Annotated in this window: 28 protein-coding genes; 15 read left to right on the plus strand and 13 right to left on the minus strand. The window is 54.8% G+C overall.

Going from position 1 to position 21476, the window contains the following annotated elements; genetic code table 11:
• The first annotated feature begins 9 nt into the window (after nucleotides 1-9).
• The 5 genes from NK55_RS10865 to NK55_RS10880 all read left to right on the plus strand — a co-directional run bounded on the left by NK55_RS10865 (nucleotide 10) and on the right by NK55_RS10880 (nucleotide 3931).
• Nucleotides 10-1143: a glycosyltransferase gene (locus NK55_RS10865; protein WP_024125750.1), complete on the plus strand. Its 1134-nt coding sequence runs from the start codon at nucleotides 10-12 to the stop codon at nucleotides 1141-1143.
• Between the two features lie 154 nt (nucleotides 1144-1297).
• On the plus strand, nucleotides 1298-1984 hold the full coding sequence (locus NK55_RS10870; RefSeq protein ID WP_398508337.1) for a class I SAM-dependent methyltransferase: 687 nt from the start codon (nucleotides 1298-1300) through the stop codon (nucleotides 1982-1984).
• Nucleotides 1985-2244: 260 nt separating this feature from the next.
• Complete coding sequence (locus NK55_RS10875) at nucleotides 2245-2706, plus strand: pentapeptide repeat-containing protein (RefSeq protein ID WP_024125751.1); 462 nt, start codon at nucleotides 2245-2247, stop codon at nucleotides 2704-2706.
• A 3-nt stretch (nucleotides 2707-2709) separates the two neighbouring features.
• The gene (locus NK55_RS13320; RefSeq protein WP_157869728.1) at nucleotides 2710-2862 is read left to right on the plus strand and encodes a hypothetical protein; all 153 of its coding nucleotides are present in this window, start codon (nucleotides 2710-2712) and stop codon (nucleotides 2860-2862) included.
• The gene (locus NK55_RS10880) at nucleotides 2855-3931 is read left to right on the plus strand and encodes an Era-like GTP-binding protein (protein WP_024125752.1); all 1077 of its coding nucleotides are present in this window, start codon (nucleotides 2855-2857) and stop codon (nucleotides 3929-3931) included. Before NK55_RS13320 ends, NK55_RS10880 begins: the two co-directional genes overlap by 8 nt.
• Here the strand turns inward: NK55_RS10880 and dcd are convergent.
• From dcd to petN, 5 genes are all read right to left on the minus strand, one after another.
• Entirely contained in the window at nucleotides 3898-4479 is a 582-nt protein-coding gene (gene dcd, locus NK55_RS10885; protein WP_041429276.1) for a dCTP deaminase, read from the minus strand. The two genes, NK55_RS10880 and dcd, sit on opposite strands and share 34 nt — an antisense overlap.
• 69 nt (nucleotides 4480-4548) lie before the next feature.
• A complete protein-coding gene (locus tag NK55_RS10890; RefSeq protein WP_041429277.1) occupies nucleotides 4549-4890 on the minus strand; it encodes a hypothetical protein in 342 nt (113 codons plus the stop codon).
• Between the two features lie 67 nt (nucleotides 4891-4957).
• A complete protein-coding gene (gene argS, locus NK55_RS10895) occupies nucleotides 4958-6712 on the minus strand; it encodes an arginine--tRNA ligase (RefSeq protein WP_024125755.1) in 1755 nt (584 codons plus the stop codon).
• Nucleotides 6712-6867 (minus strand): hypothetical protein, encoded by a 156-nt coding sequence (locus NK55_RS13720; protein WP_024125756.1) that lies wholly within the window; start codon nucleotides 6865-6867, stop codon nucleotides 6712-6714. The genes argS and NK55_RS13720 overlap by 1 nt, the downstream gene beginning before the upstream one ends.
• Before the next feature lie 17 nt (nucleotides 6868-6884).
• Entirely contained in the window at nucleotides 6885-6974 is a 90-nt protein-coding gene (gene petN, locus NK55_RS10905) for a cytochrome b6-f complex subunit PetN (RefSeq protein ID WP_011056671.1), read from the minus strand.
• Between the two features lie 82 nt (nucleotides 6975-7056).
• Here petN and NK55_RS10910 point away from each other — a divergent pair, with 82 nt between their 5' ends.
• Both NK55_RS10910 and NK55_RS10915 read left to right on the plus strand, forming a co-directional pair.
• Nucleotides 7057-7536, plus strand: coding sequence for an ankyrin repeat domain-containing protein (locus tag NK55_RS10910; protein ID WP_024125758.1), 480 nt, complete (start codon nucleotides 7057-7059; stop codon nucleotides 7534-7536).
• Nucleotides 7533-9314, plus strand: a complete 1782-nt coding sequence (locus tag NK55_RS10915) for a mechanosensitive ion channel domain-containing protein (RefSeq protein WP_024125759.1) — start codon at nucleotides 7533-7535, stop codon at nucleotides 9312-9314. The genes NK55_RS10910 and NK55_RS10915 overlap by 4 nt, the downstream gene beginning before the upstream one ends.
• Nucleotides 9315-9320: 6 nt before the next feature.
• On the opposite strand, the gene NK55_RS10920 is transcribed toward NK55_RS10915, so the two are convergent.
• From NK55_RS10920 to lipB, 3 genes are all read right to left on the minus strand, one after another.
• Nucleotides 9321-9830, minus strand: a complete 510-nt coding sequence (locus tag NK55_RS10920; RefSeq protein ID WP_024125760.1) for a cupin domain-containing protein — start codon at nucleotides 9828-9830, stop codon at nucleotides 9321-9323.
• Nucleotides 9811-10788, minus strand: coding sequence for an RNA polymerase sigma factor, RpoD/SigA family (locus tag NK55_RS10925; protein WP_157869729.1), 978 nt, complete (start codon nucleotides 10786-10788; stop codon nucleotides 9811-9813). The genes NK55_RS10920 and NK55_RS10925 overlap by 20 nt, the downstream gene beginning before the upstream one ends.
• A gap of 220 nt (nucleotides 10789-11008) precedes the next feature.
• Nucleotides 11009-11689, minus strand: a complete 681-nt coding sequence (lipB, locus tag NK55_RS10930) for a lipoyl(octanoyl) transferase LipB (protein WP_024125762.1) — start codon at nucleotides 11687-11689, stop codon at nucleotides 11009-11011.
• Nucleotides 11690-11837: 148 nt separating this feature from the next.
• Here lipB and hpf point away from each other — a divergent pair, with 148 nt between their 5' ends.
• Nucleotides 11838-12467 (plus strand): ribosome hibernation-promoting factor, HPF/YfiA family, encoded by a 630-nt coding sequence (gene hpf / locus NK55_RS10935; protein ID WP_024125763.1) that lies wholly within the window; start codon nucleotides 11838-11840, stop codon nucleotides 12465-12467.
• A gap of 64 nt (nucleotides 12468-12531) precedes the next feature.
• On the opposite strand, the gene NK55_RS10940 is transcribed toward hpf, so the two are convergent.
• From NK55_RS10940 to NK55_RS10950, 3 genes are all read right to left on the minus strand, one after another.
• Complete coding sequence (locus tag NK55_RS10940; protein WP_024125764.1) at nucleotides 12532-13038, minus strand: hypothetical protein; 507 nt, start codon at nucleotides 13036-13038, stop codon at nucleotides 12532-12534.
• A gap of 93 nt (nucleotides 13039-13131) precedes the next feature.
• Nucleotides 13132-13824 (minus strand): HEAT repeat domain-containing protein, encoded by a 693-nt coding sequence (locus NK55_RS10945; protein ID WP_024125765.1) that lies wholly within the window; start codon nucleotides 13822-13824, stop codon nucleotides 13132-13134.
• 141 nt (nucleotides 13825-13965) lie between these two features.
• Entirely contained in the window at nucleotides 13966-14097 is a 132-nt protein-coding gene (locus tag NK55_RS10950; protein WP_081711794.1) for a photosystem II protein Y, read from the minus strand.
• 239 nt (nucleotides 14098-14336) lie between these two features.
• Here NK55_RS10950 and NK55_RS10955 point away from each other — a divergent pair, with 239 nt between their 5' ends.
• Together NK55_RS10955 and NK55_RS10960 are read left to right on the plus strand one after the other, a co-directional pair.
• A complete protein-coding gene (locus NK55_RS10955; protein WP_225871755.1) occupies nucleotides 14337-15518 on the plus strand; it encodes a pentapeptide repeat-containing protein in 1182 nt (393 codons plus the stop codon).
• 84 nt (nucleotides 15519-15602) lie between these two features.
• Nucleotides 15603-16319, plus strand: a complete 717-nt coding sequence (locus NK55_RS10960; protein ID WP_024125768.1) for a pyridoxine 5'-phosphate synthase — start codon at nucleotides 15603-15605, stop codon at nucleotides 16317-16319.
• Here the strand turns inward: NK55_RS10960 and NK55_RS10965 are convergent.
• Nucleotides 16309-16770, minus strand: a complete 462-nt coding sequence (locus NK55_RS10965; RefSeq protein WP_041429281.1) for a YbjN domain-containing protein — start codon at nucleotides 16768-16770, stop codon at nucleotides 16309-16311. The two genes, NK55_RS10960 and NK55_RS10965, sit on opposite strands and share 11 nt — an antisense overlap.
• Before the next feature lie 26 nt (nucleotides 16771-16796).
• Nucleotides 16797-17234: a hypothetical protein gene (locus tag NK55_RS10970; RefSeq protein WP_024125770.1), complete on the minus strand. Its 438-nt coding sequence runs from the start codon at nucleotides 17232-17234 to the stop codon at nucleotides 16797-16799.
• Between the two features lie 196 nt (nucleotides 17235-17430).
• Between NK55_RS10970 and NK55_RS10975 the strand changes: the two genes are divergently transcribed.
• From NK55_RS10975 to NK55_RS10995, 5 genes are all read left to right on the plus strand, one after another.
• Nucleotides 17431-18039, plus strand: coding sequence for a DUF3038 domain-containing protein (locus NK55_RS10975; RefSeq protein ID WP_024125771.1), 609 nt, complete (start codon nucleotides 17431-17433; stop codon nucleotides 18037-18039).
• A complete protein-coding gene (locus tag NK55_RS10980) occupies nucleotides 18039-18698 on the plus strand; it encodes a DUF4335 domain-containing protein (protein ID WP_024125772.1) in 660 nt (219 codons plus the stop codon). The genes NK55_RS10975 and NK55_RS10980 overlap by 1 nt, the downstream gene beginning before the upstream one ends.
• 44 nt (nucleotides 18699-18742) lie before the next feature.
• Nucleotides 18743-19276, plus strand: coding sequence for a gamma carbonic anhydrase family protein (locus tag NK55_RS10985; protein WP_024125773.1), 534 nt, complete (start codon nucleotides 18743-18745; stop codon nucleotides 19274-19276).
• A 183-nt stretch (nucleotides 19277-19459) separates the two neighbouring features.
• Nucleotides 19460-20485, plus strand: coding sequence for a phosphate acyltransferase PlsX (plsX, locus tag NK55_RS10990; protein ID WP_024125774.1), 1026 nt, complete (start codon nucleotides 19460-19462; stop codon nucleotides 20483-20485).
• Nucleotides 20485-21474: a beta-ketoacyl-ACP synthase III gene (locus NK55_RS10995; RefSeq protein ID WP_024125775.1), complete on the plus strand. Its 990-nt coding sequence runs from the start codon at nucleotides 20485-20487 to the stop codon at nucleotides 21472-21474. Before plsX ends, NK55_RS10995 begins: the two co-directional genes overlap by 1 nt.
• Nucleotides 21475-21476 lie beyond the last annotated feature (2 nt).

Here is a 21476-nt window from a genome sequence, read left to right on the forward strand (position 1 = left end):
GGCGACCACGTGTTTCGTGTTTTGTTTGTCCCCACCGGCCTTTCCACCGGCGGCGCGGAAAGACAGCTCGCGCAGCTGCTTGCACATCTGCATGGTACGAAGCTCGAGGCTGCCGTGGTGTCGCTGGGGCCGCGTGGGGCGGTGTCTGGGCAGATCGAAGCCCTCGGCGTTCCCGTGTGGCATCTGGGGCTCAGCTACAATCCCCTCAATTTGCCTTATGCGGCGGCCCGTTTGGCGATGATCGCCCGCCGCTTCCGGCCCCATGTCATCCAGGGCTGGATGTATCACGGCAATCTTGCCGCAAGCCTGGTCGGCCGCGTGCTGGGCCGGCCGGTGATCTGGGGCGTGCGGCAATCCCTCTACGATCTCGCCAGGGAAAAACCGCTCACCAGGCAGGTCATTCGGCTGTTGGCGCGCTGGTCGCAGAGTCCGGCGGCCATCGTATATAACGCCCACCTCGCCCGCGCTCAGCACGAGCACTTTGGTTTTGCGCAGGAGCGCGGGTGTGTGATCGGTAACGCTTTCGATGGGCGGCAGTATCGGCCAGACCCGCAAGCGCGCCGCAGCGTGCGGGCAGAACTTGGCATTTCTCAGGATGCACCGCTCATCGGGCTCATTGCCCGCTACCACCCCATGAAGGGGCACGACATCTTTCTCTCCGCGGCACAACACCTTGCCGTTCGCCGCCCGGACGTGCATTTTCTACTCGCCGGGCGAGACGTGACGCCGGCCCACCCGCTCTTTGCTCCGCATGGGCGGAGCGGGCCGCTGGCCGGACGGCTGCATCTTCTGGGCGAACGCGCCGATATCCCGCGGCTAACCGCCGCACTGGACATCGCTTCTTCTTCTTCTTCTTGGGGGGAGGCATTTTCCAACGCGCTCGCCGAGGCGCTGCTGTGTGGCGTGCCGGTGGTGGCGACGGATGTGGGGGACGCCAGAATCATCGTCGGAGATGCCGGGATCGTGGTGCCGCCCGGCGACGCCCGTGCGCTGGCCAGCGGGTGGCAGGCCCTGCTGGATCGGGGGCCCGAAGCGCGCCAAGCCATGGGATGGGCCGGACGGGAACGGTTGCTGGCGCAGCACTCGGTTGAGGCAGTGGCCCAAGCGTATGTTCAACTCTACGAAAGGATCCAGGACCGATGAACCAAGACTTGACACGGGCTGAGACGCACTTCGCCTTCGGGCGCAACTGGGCGGAGTATGCGGCGAAGATCACCGAGGCCGAAGTGCGGTAGGCTGTAGCTGGCCTTCGCGGCTTCTTGGCGGCGAGCGGCTCGATGGCAAGCGCTTTCTCGATATCGGAAGCGGCTCGGGTCTGCACAGTCTCGCGGCCCTTCGCCTCGGGGCGCGGCAGGTGGTGGCGATAGACATCGACGCCGATTCCGTGGCGACCACGCAGGCGGTGTTACAGCGCTTCGCGCCGGATGGGCCGTGGAAAGTGGAAGCCAAAAGTGTCTTCGAGCTGGATCCGAGGGAATCCGGTGTTTTTGAGATCGTGTATTCCTGGGGTGTGCTGCATCATACCGGCGACATGTTCTTTGCCTTGCGTTCGGCGGCAGCCATGGTCGCGCCGGAAGGCTTCTTCGTGTTCGCCCTTTACCGGCGCATATGGATGGACTGGTTCTGGCGCTGGGAGAAGCGCTGGTATGCGCAGGCATCGCATTCAGCCCAGGCGCGGGCGCGATGGGTGTATGTGACCCTTTATCGCCTGGGCCTACGGCTGACCGGCCGACGGTTCGAGGATTATGTGACTAACTATCGCAGCAAGCGTGGCATGAGTTTCGAGCACGATGTGCACGACTGGCTGGGCGGCTGGCCTTATGAGTCGATCTCGTCTCGAGAGGTGCAAGACGCGATGAAAGCGCTTGGCTTCTCAGCGGTCAAGCAATTCGCACGCAAAGGGCGCTTTTTGGGGAAAGACCCTGGGTTCTTCGGTTCTGGCTGCGATGAATATGTGTACCGGAAAGAAGCATGTGCGGACTGACAGGCTTCTGGTGCGCGGCGCGTCTGCCCCGTCCCCTCGCCGACACCGCCCGCCGCATGGCGGACACCCTCATCCACCGCGGCCCGGACGATGCCGGGGTGTGGGTGGATAGAGTTGGAAAGCTAGTGAAGAGGGTTGCACCAGTAACTAGTGCTCTCTTGCTTCATCCTGTAAAATAAGTGGGCAAGAAGACTGCAGAGAAGTATTGTGAAGTCTATCTGACTTGTAACCTATAGATTAGATGCTCTTGGGAAGTTGTAATGGCCGCTAAGGGTGCTTTGGTCTTTTTATTGCTCCTTTTAGGTGCTCCGGCTTGGGCTACCAATCCCGCTGATTTAGAACAACTGCGGCGCACGGGTAGCTGCCCCAAGTGCGATCTGAGCTATGCCCGCTTACGGGGATGGAATCTTCAAGGGGCCGATCTGCGGGGAGCTAATCTCAACGCTGCCAATCTGCGCAGTGCCAACCTGATGGGGGCTGATCTGAGTGGCGCTATCCTTAACAATGCTGATTTAACGAAAGCCAATCTCACAAATGCCAAGCTCACAGGCGCCAGTCTCCTCATCACGCGCTTGGATCGAGCAATTCTCGTGGGGGCACACTTGGTAGATGCGATTCTAGGGGGGCGCGATCGCTTGGCACAGGTGAAAACATTCCGCGATGCCATGTTGCCCAACGGTCAAAAAGCATTCTTTTTGGAAGGACCAACCCGCCGTCGCTAGTCTATGGAAATTGCCCTTGTTAGTTTTATTGTCCTGTTTGTGCTCACAGAAATGGTGCTGCACCTGCGGCAGTGGGTGATGCCCTTGCCAGTCGTCTTAATTGCTGCGGCTGCCCTTGTGGTGGCTTCCAATTGGCCCCTGTTTCGCCGTGAGTAGCTCAGCCATTCTGGACCTGGCTGCTAAATGCTTAGGGGAACTCTTAGGGTGGCATCAGGTGCATCATCCGCACCTAGCTGCCCACTGGCAGGCTCTCTATGGGTTGCGCGATCGCCTGCACCAGCCTGCATGGCACATTGTTGTCCTTGGCCAAGTGGGGCGGGGCAAGTCTGCACTTTTGAATGCCCTCTATGGCGAAGCTATTTTTCCCGTGGGCGCTATCCATGGCACCACCCAATGGCCGCGCACCGTTCGCTGGCACTGTCAAGATCAAATCGTTGATCTCACAGATACTCCCGGGCTGGATGAAGTGGCGGGTAGTGACCGCGAAAGCATGACATGGAGTGCCGTTGAGACTGCTGATCTTGTCCTTTTTGTGACCCAAGACAGCTTCACCCCCGTTGAATGCCAAGCCCGCGATCGCCTGCGCACCCTTAGGATTCCCCACAAGCTCATTCTCGCCAAGGCGGATCTCTACCCACCAATGGCTGAAGGTATTGCCGTGAGCAGCACAACGGGTCAGGGAATTCCAGAACTGCGACAGCTACTTCAACAGTGGCTACAACAGGAGGCTCCTCAAGCCCGTGCTCTACGAATTCTCCACCAAGCCAGTCAAGTTGAACAGAGCCTCGGGGCAGCTCTTGGCCCCCAAGACACGTCGGCATGGTCTTGGTTAACCGCACAGATGGTGGCTAGCCTACTGCTGCCGGGGGGATTTTTCGATGTGGTGCTGGCCATGATCAGTACCCTTGCTTATATCCGCAAAGCGTGCCAAGCCTACGGCGTGCCTTTTCCCCTGCCGGCTTTTGGGAGTCTGAGTCAGTTTGTCTTGCTGTGGTATGCGGCGATTTATCTCACCAGTTGGCCAGGCTTAACCTTCGGCACTGACCTCTGGGGAGTCAATACCAATGTTGTTCTACAGGGGGGAGTGATCTTCTGGGGTTACCAACAGATTCGCCGCCGGCTCGACCCCTATCTTCAGCAGGGCTATCAGTGGGGACACCATGGACCCCAACGACTGTTGCAGCAACTCACTCAAACCCGCGCCAATGTAACGGCCTCCGGCTGATCTTGGTATTTGCCCCGCCGTGTTTCATAACTCACATCACAGGGTTCACCTTCAAAAAAGAGCAACTGCACAACTCCCTCATTGGCATAGATACGGCAATCGGCACTGGAGGAATTCGAAAATTCTAAGGTCAGATGGCCTCGCCAGCCCGCTTCTGCCGGTGTCAAGTTGGCGATAATTCCCGCCCGTGCATAGGAACTTTTACCAATACACAGAACCGTGACATTTTCGGGTACCTGTAGCCGTTCTAGGGCGACCCCAAGGCCGTAGGAATGGGCGGGCAAAATAAAAAACATGCCATTGGCATCCTCATGGAGGGGGGCAAATTCTAAATTGGCAGGGTTAAAGTTCTTTGGATCCACCACTGTCCCGGGCACATGGCGAAAGATACGAAACTCCTTGGGGCTGAGGCGAATATCGTAACCGTAGGAAGAAAGACCAAAACTAATCACGGGCTGCTCAGCCACCCGCCGCACTAATGTTGGCTCAAACGGCTGAATCATGCCTTGGACAGCCATGGCCCGAATCCAAACGTCATTTTTAATCATTCCGCTGCCGCAACCGCACAAACCACCCATGATGTATATTACAGCCCTTTTCCCATGAATAGAACCCACTCAAGACTCGAGGCGCTTTGCTTGGCGCTGACCCCAGCGATAGCCTAATTCAAACCAAATGAGGGAATTGACGAAGTAGATCGCAGCTACAGTGAACCATTGCCCTATCTCATCCACCTCTGGCCAAAGCCACGGCAATAGAACAAACCCAAGGGCGAGACTCACTAGGAAGCCAAGACCCGTACCCCCTGCGATCGCCCACACGATGAACAAGCCACCCAGTTCTAGGCTGTTGGGCAACTGGCGGCGAAATAGCCAAAAATAAAACTGGATGAGGTAGAGATGGGGCCATGTCAGCAGGACAATAACCGCCAGCAAGAGACTGGAGAATAGGCCTGCCATCCTTTCCATCCTTTAGAAAATCCCTTCCCGGAAATGGCCTGATGTGCCCCAGTGTAACCAGTAGGCCCTAAATCCGATCCAAAACTGGAATCCCCAGAAGAGATAGCCCTAGTTTCAGCGTTTGAGCAGTGAGATAGGCAAGAGTTAGACGGGATTGCTTCGTTGGCTCAGTAGCCGAGAGGATAGGGCAGCGATCGTAGAACTGGTTGAAAAGCTGGCTTAGTTCAAAGAGGTATTGGCAGAGGCGGTTGGGCAATAGCTCCGTGCTAACAAGGTCAAGGGTTTCCTCGAGTTGCACAAGGTGTTTGGCAAGGTTTTGCTCGGTCTCATCCTCTAGAAATAGGGGGGTATCTGGTGAGAGGGTACACCAATCAATGTCGCCGCGCCGTGTTAGGCCTTGGACACGCACATAGGCATAGAGGAGGTAGGGCGCAGTGTTGCCTTGTAAAGAGAGCATCTTGTCGTAGCTAAAGACGTAGTTGCTGTTGCGGTTTTGGCTGAGATCGGCATACTTGACAGCACCGATGCCGATCGCCCGTGCCACGGTATCAATAAATTCAGAGGACTCGGTGCGACCTTCGGCAGCAAGACGCTGCTCTAAATCTGCTCGACTACGGGCGATCGCCTCCGTCAGTAAATCGATGAGGCGAATTGTTTCCCCTGAGCGGGTTTTCAAGCGTTTGCCATCCTCCCCCAGGACCAAGCCAAAGGGGACATGGGTTAACGTTACATGGGGCGGCACCCAACCAGCGCGCTGCGCCACCTGAAACACCTGGGCAAAGTGGGTGGACTGCCCAACATCAGTGACGTAAATAATCCAATCGGCTTGGTCTTTGTCAATGCGATAGCGGAGGGCAGCTAAATCCGTGGTTGCGTAGTTGTAGCCCCCATCGGACTTCTGAATAATCAAGGGTTGGGGTTGCCCTTCTTTATTGGTGAAGCCCTCGAGGAAGACCACCTTTGCCCCCTGATCTTCCACCAGTAGGCCGCAAGCAGCCAAGTCCTCAATCACCGCCGGTAAAAAGGGATTGTAGAAGGACTCCCCTCGCTCTGTGAGTTGAATATCCAGCAGATCATAGATCTTTTGAAACTCGCGGCGGGATTGCTCACACAGGAGCTGCCAAGCACGGCGACTCTGCTCTTCCCCTTGCTGAAGTGCGACCACCTTTGCCCGTGCTTTTTGCTGAAATTCAGGATCGCTGTCAAAGCGTTGCTTGGCCTTTTTGTAAAATGTTACTAAGTCCCCCAAGTCAAGGACATTAGCGGTAGTCAGGGCGTCAGGATAAACCTCATCCAAGTAGGCAATCAGCATGCCAAATTGGGTACCCCAGTCCCCCACATGGTTGAGCCGCAGAACATTATGGCCTTGAAATTCAAGAATGCGGGCAATGCAGTCACCAATAATTGTGGAGCGCAGATGACCCACGTGCATTTCCTTGGCAATGTTGGGGCTGGAAAAATCAACCACCACCCGTTGTGGCTCTCGTGCTGGCGGAATGCCCAAGCGATCGCTCCCAAGAGCAGCTTGCAGAGTGGAGGCCAAAAACGCTGGTTTTAGGCGAAAGTTCAGGAAGCCAGGCCCCGCAATTTCAACGGGTTGACAGAGATCCTCAACTTCCAGATGTGCCACAACCTCTTGGGCTAGCTCACGGGGCGCTTTGCCCAGTTGCTTGGCGAGGCTGAGGCAAACATTGGATTGATAGTCGCCAAACTTTGCTTGACTGGCTGGCACTAACAGGGGTTGGGGAAAGGTATCTAGGGGAAGGGCCGCTTGCAGAGCACTGCGGAGGCGATCGCCCAAAACCTTTAGAGGAGCAACCATTAACGTTTGCGCCCCCGTCGTTGTTCTTTTTGCTCCGCCTGCAGACGCCGGCGATCGCGCCACTCAGCAAAGGTCAGATAGCCAATGCCACCAGTCACGACAATCAGTAGCAGCAGAGCCACCAGAATCAAAAGATCGGCCAATGAAGTGGTCATACCCCCAGCCCGATGCGCTACATGCCGTGACGCCCCCAGACCACAAAGGCGATCGAAAGCGTAAAGACACTGAGAACACCCACCCAACCGAGCGTGATAATATCCATAGCATGCAATCCCGAACTCAATGCAGACCCCATTTTAACTCAGATAGATTATCTTTTCCTTATTAGAGGCAGGCCACAGGCAATGATGCAGCGGATGACAGCCATTGAAACCGCGATTGAGCAAGGAAACCTGGCCGCTATTCAGGAGGCGATCGCCAGCGGCCTTGAAATCCCAGCAGAGGCCTTGGCACTGGCAGCGGAACTGGGTCGCATCCAGATTGTGGAGGCATTGATTGCCGCAGGGGTAGAGGTCAACCAAGGAGACAGTGAGGGTTGGACACCATTGATGGCTGCAGCCGGTGGAGGACATACCGCCATTGTTGAGAAACTCCTAGCAGCCGGTGCCAATGTCAATGCTCAAACGGTCTTTGGTCTGACCCCCTTAATGGCCGCAGCGGCAAAGGGCCAAACGGCTACAGTTAAACAACTGATTGCAGCCGGTGCAGATCTCAACGCCAAGGATCAGAATTCTTGGACGGCTTTGGTGTGGGCGCTAGACGGGAAACATGCCGACGTGGTGGCAGTCATTAAAGCCGCTCGCGCACACTCTTTGGGACCATGATTAGGTATCTAAATCTCTTTTTAGCGGCAGTGCCTGCAGGGCTGCTCATTGCCCAACTCACACGCACCCAGCGCCTACGGGTGGCATTGATTGAGGCTAGTCAAATCGTTGCCCTTGTGGCGATCGCCGTTGTCACCGACTGGCTACTGCTAAAGGGCATTGATCAACTGCAACAGCGGCTCCATAGCAAAGTTAGTCAACACTCCCAACCCTGGTTTTCGCTAGTGGCCAGTCTATTGCGCCTGACGTTGCGGGTTTTACTTTGGGCATTAATTTTGTCTTGGGTGCTGCAATCGGTTGAAAGTTTAGCCCCTTGGCAGGGGCACATTGAGAATGCAATTCAGTTCCTCCTGCAGCGAGTCGGAGTTGTCTTTAATACCCCCCTTATAGAGTTGGGGCGAACAAAAATCACACTGAACTTTCTCTTTTTAGTTGTCTTTCTCTTTGTTCTGGTGATTTTTACCTCCCGCTGGATCAGTGAGTGGCTCAAAGACCGAATTCTCGCACAGTTGCGGGTGGATCGGGGCAGTCAAGAAACCGTTACCCGTGTTGTCAGCTATAGCCTCAGTTTTATTGGTTTTATTGTTGTCCTGCAAACAGCAGGCATTGATCTCAGTTCCCTCACGGTGTTGGCGGGGGTTTTGGGGATTGGTTTTGGGTTTGGTTTACAAACCCTCGCCAGTAACTTCATTAGTGGCCTAGCGCTTCTACTGGAGCGCCCCATTAAAGTGGGTGACTTTATCGAGGTAGATGGTCTCTTGGGCACCGTTGAGAAGATCTCTATTCGGGCTACGATTATCCGCACCAACGACAGCCAGTACGTCATTGTCCCCAACAACCGCTTTATTGAAAAGAACGTCGTCAACTGGAGTTACGGTAGCCCCGATAGCCGCATCCATATCCCCGTAAGTGTTGCCTACGGCAGTGATACGGTTCTGGTCACTGAAGCGCTCCTGAGTGCTGCCCGTCAGGATCCGCGCGTCCTACTAACCCCACCCCCTAGCGTTTGGTTTCGCGGTTTTGGGCAGAGTGCCTATCTCTTTGAATTGCTGGTCTGGATTAACCGCCCCCAAGATTCTGAACCCATTAAAAGTGCTCTCAATTTCCTCATTGAGCAAGAGCTACGGCAGCGGCATATTGAGGTTCCCTTTCCCCAGTTGGATCTACGGTTGCGAGATTTGGGGGAACTGCGTTCTTTGACCCAGTATTACCAGCATTCAGAGGCAAAGGACGCCGAGCCCCCGACGGCTGCTGAACCCACTGTTGAAAAAACCCCTCAGGCGAAACTCTCCCTGGCGGATATGCTGCGCAATATCAGTTATTTCTCCCACTGTTCCAATGCCCAGTTGCAAATGCTGATTGAGTTGGGTACTCGCCAGTTTTATGGTAGAGGGGAAGCGATTTGTCGCGAAGGGAGCCCGGGAGATGCCTTTTACATTGTCCTTGAGGGATCAGTGGAAGTGTACTCAGAGCAGTTGGATCAAATCTTAGCCACGCTCTATGGGGGGAGTTTCTTTGGGGAAATTTCAGTGCTGACGGGAATGCCACGATCTGCCACCGTGCGGGCACTAGAGGCAACTTCATTATTCGTTGTCCCTCGCTCAGCGGTACAGCGACTGCTGCAAGCTCACCCCCAATTGGCAGAGGAGATTGCCCATGAACTGGCGGCACGACAGCAGGTGCTTCAAGAACTTGGCCTAGTGAACTCCCAAGAAATCAAAAGCCTGCCCCCCTTGCAGTGGATTCGTCACCGTTTGCAAACCCTCTTTAATGTTTAGAAATGTTTAGAGCGTCAAGCGTTCAATTAATCTCTGGTGTTGGGGAAACTGCTGCTGTAACTGCTGGCGATCGCCCAATTCAAAATCGCGAAAGTCAAATCCCGGTGCCACCGTACAGCCCACCAGACTAAAACTGTCTGGCGTATCCACCGTTGCTCCAAACCATGCCCCCGCCGGTACCACCTGTTGCAATTGCTCCCCCTGATCCAGGTTGATCCCCAACCGTAGGGGCTGGTACTCACCCGTCGGTAGAATCACATGGAGCGTTAGGCTACTGCCTGTGTAAAAGTGCCACAGTTCATCACTGGCAATGCGGTGGAGTCGCGAGCAGGCCGTGGAGGGGAGCAAGAAATAGATGCTCGTACAGTAGGCGCGATCGCCCCCCTGAAAGCCTGAGGGCAAAACTGCTCTGGGAATGCTCCCTGCTGAGCGATAAACCTCGCGGAAATAGCCCCCCTCCGGATGGGGTTGCAGGTCAAGTGCCTCAATCCACGCCTTAGCTGGCCAAGTATTCATACATTTGCCGGCGCCGCCGCCGCAGGTGATCAAGGGCTTGCCGCTCCAGTTGCCGCACCCGTTCACGGCTGAGGTTGAGTTGCTCACCCACCTTGGCGAGGGACCGTTCTTGGCCATCCCCCAACCCGTAGCGCAGGGTGAGGACTTGCCGTTGTTGGGGGGTGAGTTCCGCCAGCCACAGGTTGACCTCATCCCGCAGGGACTCCACTGTGGTAAATTGCTCTGGCGAAAGACTGTCATCCTCGAGCAGTTCACCGAGTTCAGTGTCCTGATTGTCTCCCACACGTAGATCAAGGGAAACGGGTTGGCGAGCAAGGGTCAGGTATTCCCGAATTTGCTCGGGTTCGAGTTCTAGAGCCTCAGCCACCTCAGCAGGCGTCGCACTCCGTCCCAGTTTTTGCGCCAGTTCCCGTTGGGTGCGTTTGATCTTGTTGAGCTTTTCAGTGATATGGATGGGCAGCCGAATTGTCCGCGCCTGTTGGGCGATCGCCCGTGTAATTGCCTGACGAATCCACCAATAGGCATAGGTAGAGAACTTGTAGCCCCGCGTGGGATCAAACTTCTCCACACCGCGTTCGAGACCCAGGGTGCCCTCTTGCACCAAGTCCAGCAATTCAAGATTACGTTTTTGATACTTCTTGGCCACCGAAACCACAAGCCGTAGGTTGGCTTCAATCATTTTTTGCTTGGCGCGTTCGCCGCGCTTGAGGATATTGCGCAATTCCGTAGGCGTCAGATTACAGGCCGCCGCCCATTCTTCAAAAGTGGCTTCGCGTCCGAGTTCTTTGGTCAAGGCATCGCGTTTTTCCCGCAGTGCCATCATTTGCTGCACCTGTTTACCCAGAATAATTTCCTGCTCATGGGTCAGCAGCGGCACGCGCCCAATTTCCTGGAGGTAGGTGCGCACCATGTCGGTGCTAGCGGTGGGGGTTGGCGTTTTAGAAGCGGAGTTCATCATAGCAGCACAGGTTCTAAACACTATTTGGCAAGGAAGAATGTAGATAAAAGATTTATCGAGATGAAGATGACGACTCGTACTGATAAAGCGGAGGTTTGTATAGGGTTAGCCTAGCAAAGCAGAGGGAGTTGGCCTGTATCCTAATCTACTTAGACTTAAATTGTGCCCTGAAAGTTGCCAATTCATAACAGCCAATTCCTGAAATAAAGATTAAACTTTGTCAACTAGAGATGGGGATCAGGAGATCAGCAAGGGCTTTGGGGGCAAATTCGAGCCCAAAAACCCGGCTAAAGGCAGCAACAAACTGCTGCCGGACATCCTCCAGTTGAATGTCGGCACAAAATTGCCGCAGGTTGCCCACCGGGCGATCACCAATGCCACAGGGGACAATGCGACCAAAACCCTTTAGATCGTTCACCACATTGAGGGCAATGCCGTGGAAGCTAATCCAACGGGTCACCTTGATCCCAATTGCGGCCACCTTGTATCCCTCTACCCAAACACCCGTCAGGCCGGCAACGCGCTCCCCTTTAATGCCATAGTGTCCTAGGGTTTGAATTACGACTTCCTCCAACTGGTGGAGATACCAATGCAAATCGCAGCAGTGGCGGCGTAAATTCAAAATCGGGTAGGCCACCAATTGGCCAGGGCAGTGGTAGGTGACATCGCCTCCCCGCTCAATACGCAATACCTCAATGCCTGTAGCTACGGGATCAAAGTGAATGTGGGTGGTGGTTGCCCCTTGGCCAAGGGTGTAGATGGCGGGATGCTCAAGGGTGAGGAGAACATCTGGGGCTGCGGGATTTTGACGGCGCTCAGCCACCAGTTGTTGTTGCCAGCGCCAAGCATCGCGGTAGGGGATGATTCCCAAGGCACAATGCCAACCGAGGGCACTTTTCATAGGGGTGCCAAATTGTCAAGAGCTAGATGATAAGAATTATCACAGAACACGAATAAAGGTGAAGAGCCTCAGGATGCCCTGTAATCCCCGATACGAAGATGTTAGGGTGGAAGTAGATCAGCCTGTTTTGCTCAGGGGAGGCAACCCTATGAGGCTAGTGATTCACGGTAAAAACATTGACATTACGGATGGCATTCGCAGCTATGTGAACCAAAAAATTGAGCGAGCCACCAGTCATTTCCAGAATGTGATTAACGAAGTTGATGTGCATCTTTCCGTGGCTCGTAACCGCAGCACAGCCCCCAAACAAACCGCGGAAGTGACCCTATTTGCTAATGGCTCAGTGATTCGCGCCGAAGAAAGCAGTGAAAATCTCTACGCCAGTATTGATCTCGTTGCTGACAAAATTGCGCGCAAACTTCGCAAGCTCAAAGAAAAACGCCAAGATAAGTCCCGCGCTAAGGACACCAATAGTGTTGTTGAACCTGAAGTGGTGACTGATCTAGTGGGCGATCGCACACCACAACTGCCCGAACAAGTGGTGCGGATGAAATACTTTGCCATGCCGCCGATGACCATCCAAGAAGCCCTTGAGCACCTAGAAATGGTGGATCACGACTTCTATGTCTTCCGCAATCGCGATACGGGAGAAATCAACGTGGTCTATGAACGCAATCATGGGGGCTATGGTGTCATTCAACCCCGGCCCACTTCCAATAACCACCATCACGATACTGCTGATGCCGCTGCCAAAGCCACGGCCAAGGCTAGCCATTAACACAAGAGAGAGGCCATTGGTAGGCCATTGGTGTAAAAGTCCCTCTGCCAACCTAGGAAGTCCCCTAGGGGCGGAGGACCAACTGCCACTCTTGGCTCTGGCGATCGCGCTGCAGTTCGCTATTTTCACCAATCACATAGGGTCCCCAGTAGCGTTTGGAACCATCGAGGGTAAAGGCCAAGACAATATCCCCCGACTGGAGGGTGAGCTTACCTTCGGGCAGTGTTAACAGTAATCCCCTAAGGTTACCTTCCATAGGAGCAAAATCCCAGTGAACTGCCCCGGTGTTGGGATGGGCGCGATCGCGGGCAGCAAGCAAGACCACGCGCACAGGAAAGGCCGTCTGATTACTGACGCGCAGACCATTCGGTTGCGGGTTGCTTGGCACCTGGGGAGTCGGTAAGGGTTCAACAGCAGCGGTTTCTGGTTCTGCCTCCACAATGGGTGGCGGTTGTGTCAGTAGGTCGGGCTCCCACCACAGTGTAAAGTGCAGTTGTGAAAGAATAATCGCACCAATCACCCCGATCAGCACTGCCACGAGGTAAGGCAGAAATTTAATGCGGATAGACATAGGGATAGGTTACTGCGGATGCCGCGCCTTTCTTTCCAGTTTAGAGAGTTGTGGCAGAAGCCGCAGTAACCAAAGGGTTTGATCTCATTGATCTCAATTGCCGGTGCCCTGAACTTCAGAGGAAAGCCGCTCCTGCAAGCGTTGCAAAGAAATCTGAGCTGCTAATGCCACATGGGGATGCTCGTCTTTGGCGAGGTATTCCAGAGCGGCTTGGGTTTTGGGGCTAGGCAGGTTGCCCAGAGCTTCAGCCAGCCGTTGCCGTAGCAACCAATCCTCTGCGGTGACAAAGGGCAAAATATCTTCCACAACCCTGGGGTCGCCAATTTCTCCTAGGGCGGCGATCGCTCCTTGAAGCATCACCACTTCCTCGCTTTTCAGCGCCGATCGCAACACATCTACTGCCCGCGGATCCTTGAGGTTGCCCAGGGCCACAGCCGCACTAAAGCGCACTAACCAGTCGGTGTCTTCATAAAAGGCGCGCACCAGAGGTTCAAAGGCACGTCCATCTTCGAGATAGCCCAAGGCACCCGCAGCATCGGCACGAATGCCATAGTCAGGCTCACTCTCAAGCAACTGCACCAGAATTTCAAAGCACTCCGGTGTGGATTTGACACCAAGGGCAAAGACAGCCATTGAGCGAATTTGGAGATTTTCGTCCCAAAGGACTTTTTTAATCAGGGGTACGGCATCCGCAGAAGGGACATCCCGTAGTGCCGCTAGCGCCAGTAGGCGATCGCGGGAGTTGGGACTCTCCAGTTGATGGGCAAGCTGTTCGAGGGAAGGCATGGCAGTAACCTAAAAACTAATTTACAAAAATTAACAATACACTTCCCATTATAGAAAAGTCTCCCCAAAGTCAAACCAGTGGCAACACGCCTGCTGATGTCTTGGGGAGAACTTGCCCACCAACCCGCTCAAATGCAAGTCCTAGGCTGCTTTTGCTTTTTGCAGGAGCTTTTCAACTTGCTTCACTGCATAGGGCAAAATATTGCGAACTGCCCAGCCTGCAGCCAGTAGGACAGGTAACAGGACAATCAGGACACGCCAATCCATACCCATAACCTCCCAAAATGTTTTCTGAAAACTTTATGAATTATTGTACAACCTTCTCTCAGGAGAGAAAGGGGGAGCGCCATGTCCCCAAGAAAAATGCTGACACAGACCTTTTCTAAACCCCCGACAGGCTATCCCTTCTCTAATGCTGAGTTTCCCGCGTTTAAGCATGTTTTGTCCTTGGGAAAGGGTTTGTATGATTGGGTTAATTCCTTTAAGGACAAATCTTGATGGGCGAAGATAAAATGACTCTCCGTGAAAACCAAACAGCGGCTGCTTTGCGTCTCAGTAAAGTGTTGGCAGCTCGCAATCGTTGGCGCACGGGTTGGCAGTCGCTGCGTTCGGTATTGATGCCAATCGCCATGGTCACTGTTGTGGTGGCTTGGGGACTGGATTGGGATGCGCTGGGTGTGGTGGCTGCTCTAGTGCTGGGGGGACTGAGTTTCCCCTTGGTCTGGACTTCGACCTACCACTGGTTTACGGAGGATTTGACGGAACAACAACGGCAGTTCATTTTGGCCGCATTGGGTCTGAGTTTGACAGTGGTGGCACTCATTGCCATGACTGGGGCGATGGACTGGATTCGGGCACGGTTTCAAGGTACAAATTGGGATGCAGTAGGGGCACTGGCTGAAGGCTTCGGTGCCTTGGGGCAAATTTTGGTGGCCCTCTTGGCGGCCTATGTGGCTTGGCGACAGTATGTCATCTCTCGGGATTTGACAATTCAACAGAACCGCATTACCCAACAGCAAACGATTGACAGTTATTTCCAAGGGATTGCCGACCTCATCCTTGACGATGAGGGCCTATTGGAGGACTGGCCGCCGGAGCGGGCGATCGCCGAAGGACGCACTGCTGCTATCTTGGCGGGACTAGATGCCGAAGGCAAGGCCAAGATTATTCGCTTTTTGTCAGGCGCAAAGCTACTATCGCCGCTGAAGCGCGATCGCCGGCTGGGACGGGCGATTTTTGATGGGTTGGGTGGCTATGAGGAAGACATTGAATACGGTGTGCGGGTGATTAATCTCGGCAGTATGCTAGCGGGTGCTGATCTGAGTGGTACCGACTTGCGCTGGACCGAATTGAGTGATGCCAATCTAACGGGAACACTCTTTCGCAACTGTAATTTGACACGAGCCAATCTCGCAGGTGCGATTTTACAGGGGGCGGATTTCACGAATGCCGATCTCAGTCGTGTTCGCCTATTTTACGGTACAGTCGAGCAGGCTAGTCCCCGCGATCGCTTGAATCCCCCTAACTTTCGCACAGGGGCACAAACCGGTGCAGTGGTCGAGGATGTCAACTTTACCAATGTCAAGAACCTCTCCGAAGAACAACGCTACTATTGCTGTGCTTGGAGTGGCAGCCGTTCCCGCGAAACGATTCCCGGTGGCTGTGAGGGAGTTCCCAATAAGTTGGGACGCTAGCGGCTGCTGGGGTGCGCAATCGGGGGATGCCCTTGGTGTATTATCCAAAAGGTTGAGCTTCTATCCCAACGAAGGAGCAATTCAGTGGCAACCCTAGGGGTCAACATTGATCATGTGGCAACAATTCGCCAAGCCCGGCGCACGGTCGAACCCGATCCCATAGCCGCAGCCGTTTTGGCAGAACTGGGGGGAGCTGATGGCATTACCGTACATCTGCGCGAAGATCGTCGCCATATTCAAGAGCGAGATGTGCGGCTCCTGCGGCAGACGGTATCCACCCATTTGAACCTAGAGATGGCTGCCACCCCCGAAATGGTGGCGATCGCCCTTGATATTTGCCCAGATTACGTGACATTGGTGCCTGAGCGGCGCGAAGAAGTCACCACTGAAGGGGGTCTAGATGTGGTGAGTCAGCAGGAACCCTTGACCCAAGTGGTGCAAACCCTGCAAAGAGCGGGAATTCCCGTGAGCCTGTTTATTGATGCCGATCCAGCTCAACTGGAGGCAGCTGCCAAAACCACCGCTCAGTTTATTGAACTGCACACCGGCCGCTATGCTGAAGCCAAGGGGGAAGCGGCGCAACAGCAGGAATTGGCGATTTTAGCTCACGGTGTCCAACAGGCAAAATCCTTGGGCCTGCGGGTGAATGCGGGCCATGGATTGACCTACACCAATGTCGGAGCGATCGCCCGCCTTGAAGGCATTGAAGAACTCAATATTGGCCACACCATTATCAGCCGCGCCGTTCTTGTGGGCATGGTACAAGCGGTACGGGATATGAAAGCCCTGATTAGCCCTTAAACTCAGCCCTAAGGGCGTCGTCATAGTCATCGGCTAGGGTTGCCACAATCGTAATTAAGCGAGCAATTTCACCCGCAGTGATGCCGCCTAAGGTACGGGTAGCCACTACCTGTACTTGTTCCTCGGCAATAGCAAAATGCGCTTCCAAGGTAGTCAGCCAGTTCAACGTCAGCAGCTTACGATACAGTCCCAATTCATCGGTTACAGGCAGGGGCAGCACCGGTGACCAAATGGTGAGAAAGTCCTCCTCCGTCTGGCCACTCAGTTGTACGAAAACATCCGCACTGCCGTAGCGAAACATCCAAATTTTGCCACTGTCCGTTTGGCCAACGCGGGGAGCGTCCCCTTGGTGAAGACCGGAAATGACAGTTTCAATCGTCTCAACCCAATTTTCAGGGGCAAGATCAAGGGAGGTTGAGGACGCCGGCTGTACTTCACTGACCATGGTCATTTCCCTCTAGTGCATCTAAGAATAGGTTAAAGGACTTGGTGGGTATAGGCGTGTTGTTTGACATTGTCGGCAGCGGTCACGATGCGCTCGGAATTGAGCACCCGTTGACGTTCTGTGGAAGTATTGAAGTTGCGGTAGGTTTCGCCAAGGGGAATATGACGGGTACTTTGGGGACGGGCAATGTAGGTGCGGGCAGCGGCTGCAAGGCGATCGCCATAGTCATCACACAGATGGGCAGTGGGGGGAAACTGCGGTCGCACCTGCTGTGGGTCTTGGGCAGCACCGTAGGTGAGGGCATGGGCTTCACTGTAAGAAGTGGGCAAGCCATGGAGCAGGGCTTCCAAGGCCGCTGAGGGAATCGGCTCAATAATCTCTACGGGCTGGAGTTTTCCCTCTACTTGCACAAAACAATGAGCCAGTCCAAGCACCACATAGGCTTCTGGGGGAGGAATTTCTTGACTCATTGCAACCTCACAATCATCTGGTTCCCCTCAAGTCTAGCCTGATTTTTCGAAGAATCAGCCTCGTGGGCAACATTAAGGACTAGGCGGCAGTCGTCATCGGTGAAACGGGTAAGATCATTTAGACCTACTTCACCATGCGTCCTGTCATCATTGCTGTATAGTGAGCACTCTAGAGAGTATGGAAACGGCAAACTCAATGCCAGAAACAATCCAATCCCCTGAGGTGGAGCTATTACCCCCGATGTTGGCGGCACTGCCCGACCCCCAAGGGGTGAGTCTGTGTCCTCGGCGGGCCCGTTGGCAATTAGACTTATTGTTGCTTGCCCTAGAGTGCGTTGATTTGAATGCCTCTGAGTTGATGCTCCAAGTGCTGCGGGATCTGCAACTGCAAGTGATGATCCCCAATCGGGTTGTATTTTGGCAAATTCGCTGCACCAATCCCTTTCGCCAAATTACCCAGCGTACCCCCTTACCCTTGGCGGAAACAAAGGCCCTCACCGCCGTAGTTGTGCAAGTGGCGCGGCGGCAGACGGCAATCCTGCGGCATTTACTTTTGGTGTTGGATCAGTTGCAGGCGCAAAATTTGCCCCCGGAAACCTATGCCCCCTTGGCGGAATATTTAGATCGCTTCCGCCGTCACTTCCGCAAACGCATGAACCTCCAGCGATCGGGTCTCTTTCTCTACAAAAATAACCAAGCCCTCAATGAGTTGGGTCTAAAGCTTTTGGCACAACTTCTGCTCTGCGCAGGCACAAAGGGCATGGAACGCCTTTGGTTGAGTTTATTTGACGGGGAAGTGAGTTAATGCTGCTGCAACGCCAGTATTCATTGCCCAACTGCACACTGCGAATTGAAGGACTCAGCAGTCAAGCGGGCGCAGAACAGTTGGATATTGTCACCCTCTGTGAGTGGGAAATCGTTGGCCAGAATCAGCGGCTCAAGGGGGGCAAAGAATTCCTTGTGGCCTTGCTCAATAGCGTGCCAGCCGCTGCCCAAACCTGGTTGAGTGGTGTCAAGTTGCGGCGATCGCCCCAGTACCCGATTCAGGTCAACATTCAGGGCTTTAATCAAGTGTCCCTCCACATTCCGCGAAAGTTGCTGCAAACGTCTCCCCAAGAGAATGCAGAGCCATCCCCTGAACCCCTAGAAGTGCAGCTCACTTGGCTGCAACTGGCGGATCTGGTGGAGGCCCTAGATCAACTCTGTAGTGATAGCCAGACACTGCCTACCCTAAGACCAACATTCCATTCCCTCCCTCGGCGGGCGATCGCCCCTGCTGTGCCCTTGCGCAAACAACTCATGCCCTTGGGTATTGGCGCCGCCAGCTTAGCCGTCATGGCTGCGATCTTTTTCCACCTACCCGTGCCTGAACGCCGTCCTTCCCGAGAGGAGGCCCTCCCTCCCACCCCGGAAGCCGTCACGCCCTCACCGGCACCTACGACACCAGCAGTTCCGAATCCTTAGGTTGAGTTTGCAAACAGTCGTTTAGGTTTTTGTTGGGATAAACCATGGTAATCACTGCCCCTAGTGCTTTTTGGCCACCCGTTGTCAGCGATCGCGCTGCCTTTATTGCCCCCAATGCCACCCTTGTTGGCGATGTTCGCTTGGCTGAAGGCTGTAGCATTTGGTACGGCGCTGTTTTACGCGGTGACGTGGCCTACATCGAGATTGGTGCCCACACCAATGTTCAAGATGGTGCCATCCTCCATGGCGATCCGGGGCAGCCTACGATTCTTGGTGAAGAGGTCACTGTTGGGCATCGCGCAGTCATTCATGGGGCAACGGTGGAAGACGGCTGCTTAATTGGCATTGGCGCGGTGGTTCTCAATGGCGTTCGGGTGGGAGCTGGCAGCATTGTCGGTGCTGGGGCAGTGGTCAGCAAAGATGTTCCTCCCCGCTCGTTGGTTCTGGGCATTCCCGCCAAAGTCGTGCGTGAAGTGAGCGACACTGAGGCCGCCGATCTACGTCAGCATGCCCGCAAGTACGAACAACTGGCCCATGTCCACAATGGTACAGGCCTCAATTTAGGTTTCTCTGCCTAGATGGGCTTCCCGCTTGGCAAGTGAAGGGTTCAGGAGGACTTTAGCCCCTTTTTTGCAAATTGGGCTAGGGATTGGGGGATCGAAGACCCTCTCCCCCTGGCCGCCCCTGGGGATTGGCCATCCACCGGAAAAGGCCTGCCATCTGCTAAAATTCTGAAGGATTTTGTCGTAAGAGTTCAGCCAATGACTCGTGCACGGATTGCTGTGGATGCCATGGGGGGTGACTATGCTCCCGATGAGATTGTTGCTGGCGCCCTCAGAGCCAGTGAAGAATTAGATGCCGATATTCTCCTTGTGGGTGATCCGGTGCCCATTCAGCGCTACCTCGATGAACATGCCCCCACAGCCAAGCCCCAAATTATTGAAGCCAGTGATGCTGTTGACATGGGGGAAGAACCCCTCAGCGCCCTCAAACGCAAGCCCAAGGCCTCGATTAACGTGGCGATGGATCTGGTCAAAGCAGGTGCGGCTGATGCAGTTGTTTCCGCTGGTCACTCAGGGGCAGCGATGGCCGCGGCACTATTGCGCTTAGGCCGACTCCCTGGGATCGATCGCCCCGCCATTGGTGCAGTCTTACCCACCCTCATCCCCGGCAAATCCGTCCTCGTGCTTGATGTGGGCGCCAATGTGGACTGCCGCCCCAAATACCTTGAGCAATTTGCACTCATGGGATCCATCTATAGCCGGTATGTCTTAGATGTGTCCGATCCGAAGGTGGGCTTGCTCAACATTGGCGAAGAGGACTGTAAAGGCAACGATCTGGCCCTAAAGGCGCATCAACTCCTGCGGCAAAATCGCCAAATCTCCTTCTTGGGCAATGCAGAAGGCCGCGATGTCCTGTCGGGACAATTTGATGTTGTGGTCTGCGATGGGTTTGTCGGCAACGTTCTGCTCAAATTTGCTGAATCCTTGGGGAGTGTCCTCATACAAATTCTCCGTGAAGAGTTACCTCGGGGCTGGCGGGGTCAACTGGGTACGGCGCTGCTGCGTCCCAATCTCCGCAAAATTAAGCAGCGCATTGATCATGCAGAACATGGCGGTGGCCTCCTTTTGGGGGTGGATGGCATCTGTATCATTAGCCACGGCAGTTCCCAAGCCCCCTCGATTTTTAATGCCATTCGCTTGGCCAAGGAAGCAGTGGATCATCGTGTTTCAGAGCGGATTCAGGCCTGTTACCAGCATGCCGTTGCCGTTGAGGATCAGGCTTAGTGACTGTGCAGGGCGTTAAATTTAGCGGCGTGGGTGCGGCAACCCCCCGTCAATGCTTGACCAATGCCCACCTCAGTGCCCTTGTGGACACCTCAGATGAGTGGATTCAGTCCCGTACGGGTATTCAAGAACGGCACGTGGCGGCTCCTGAGCAGTGCCTTGTGGATCTGGCCAGCGAAGCAGCAGGGGCAGCCCTACAGATGGCAGGACTAGAACCCACAGCGGTAGATTTGATCATCTTGGCTACCTCGACGCCCGATGATCTCTTTGGTACGGCCTGCTTGGTGCAAACTCGCATTGGGGCAGTGAATGCCGTGGCCTTCGACTTGACAGCGGCCTGTTCTGGCTTTCTCTTTGCCTTGGTCACGGCGGCTCAGTATTTGCGCACCGGTGCCTACCGCAGTGCCCTTGTCGTGGGGGGGGATCTTCTCTCCCGTTGGGTGGATTGGGGCGATCGCCGTACCTGCATTCTCTTTGGCGATGGCGCCGGCGCGATGGTCTTGCAAGCCAGCGATGTCGATCAGCTCTTGAGCTTTGAACTGCGCAGTGATGGTCGCCTCAATGAGCACCTTACCCTTGCCTTTGTGGGTACTCCCCAGACCTTAGGGGAAAATCTCGCGATCGCCCAAGGCGGATTTGCTCCCATTGCTATGAATGGCCGTGAAGTGTATCGCTTTGCCGTCACCCAAGTTCCCGAGGTGATTGAGAAAGCCCTGCACCGCGCTGGGTGTACCGTTGAGGAAATTGACTGGCTGGTGTTGCATCAGGCAAACCAACGCATCCTTGACGCGGTGGCTGAGCGTTTAGGCATTCCTCAGGAGAAAGTGATTAGCAATGTGGCTCAGTGTGGCAATACCTCCGCCGCCTCGATTCCCCTCGCCCTTAGCAAGCCGATTCAACAGGGGCATATTCAACCTGGAGATTTAATTGCCACCGCTGGCTTTGGTGCCGGTTTAACTTGGGGAGCTGCCCTGTTCCGCTGGCAATAGCC

This window comes from Thermosynechococcus sp. NK55a, assembly GCF_000505665.1.
GTDB lineage: Bacteria > Cyanobacteriota > Cyanobacteriia > Thermosynechococcales > Thermosynechococcaceae > Thermosynechococcus.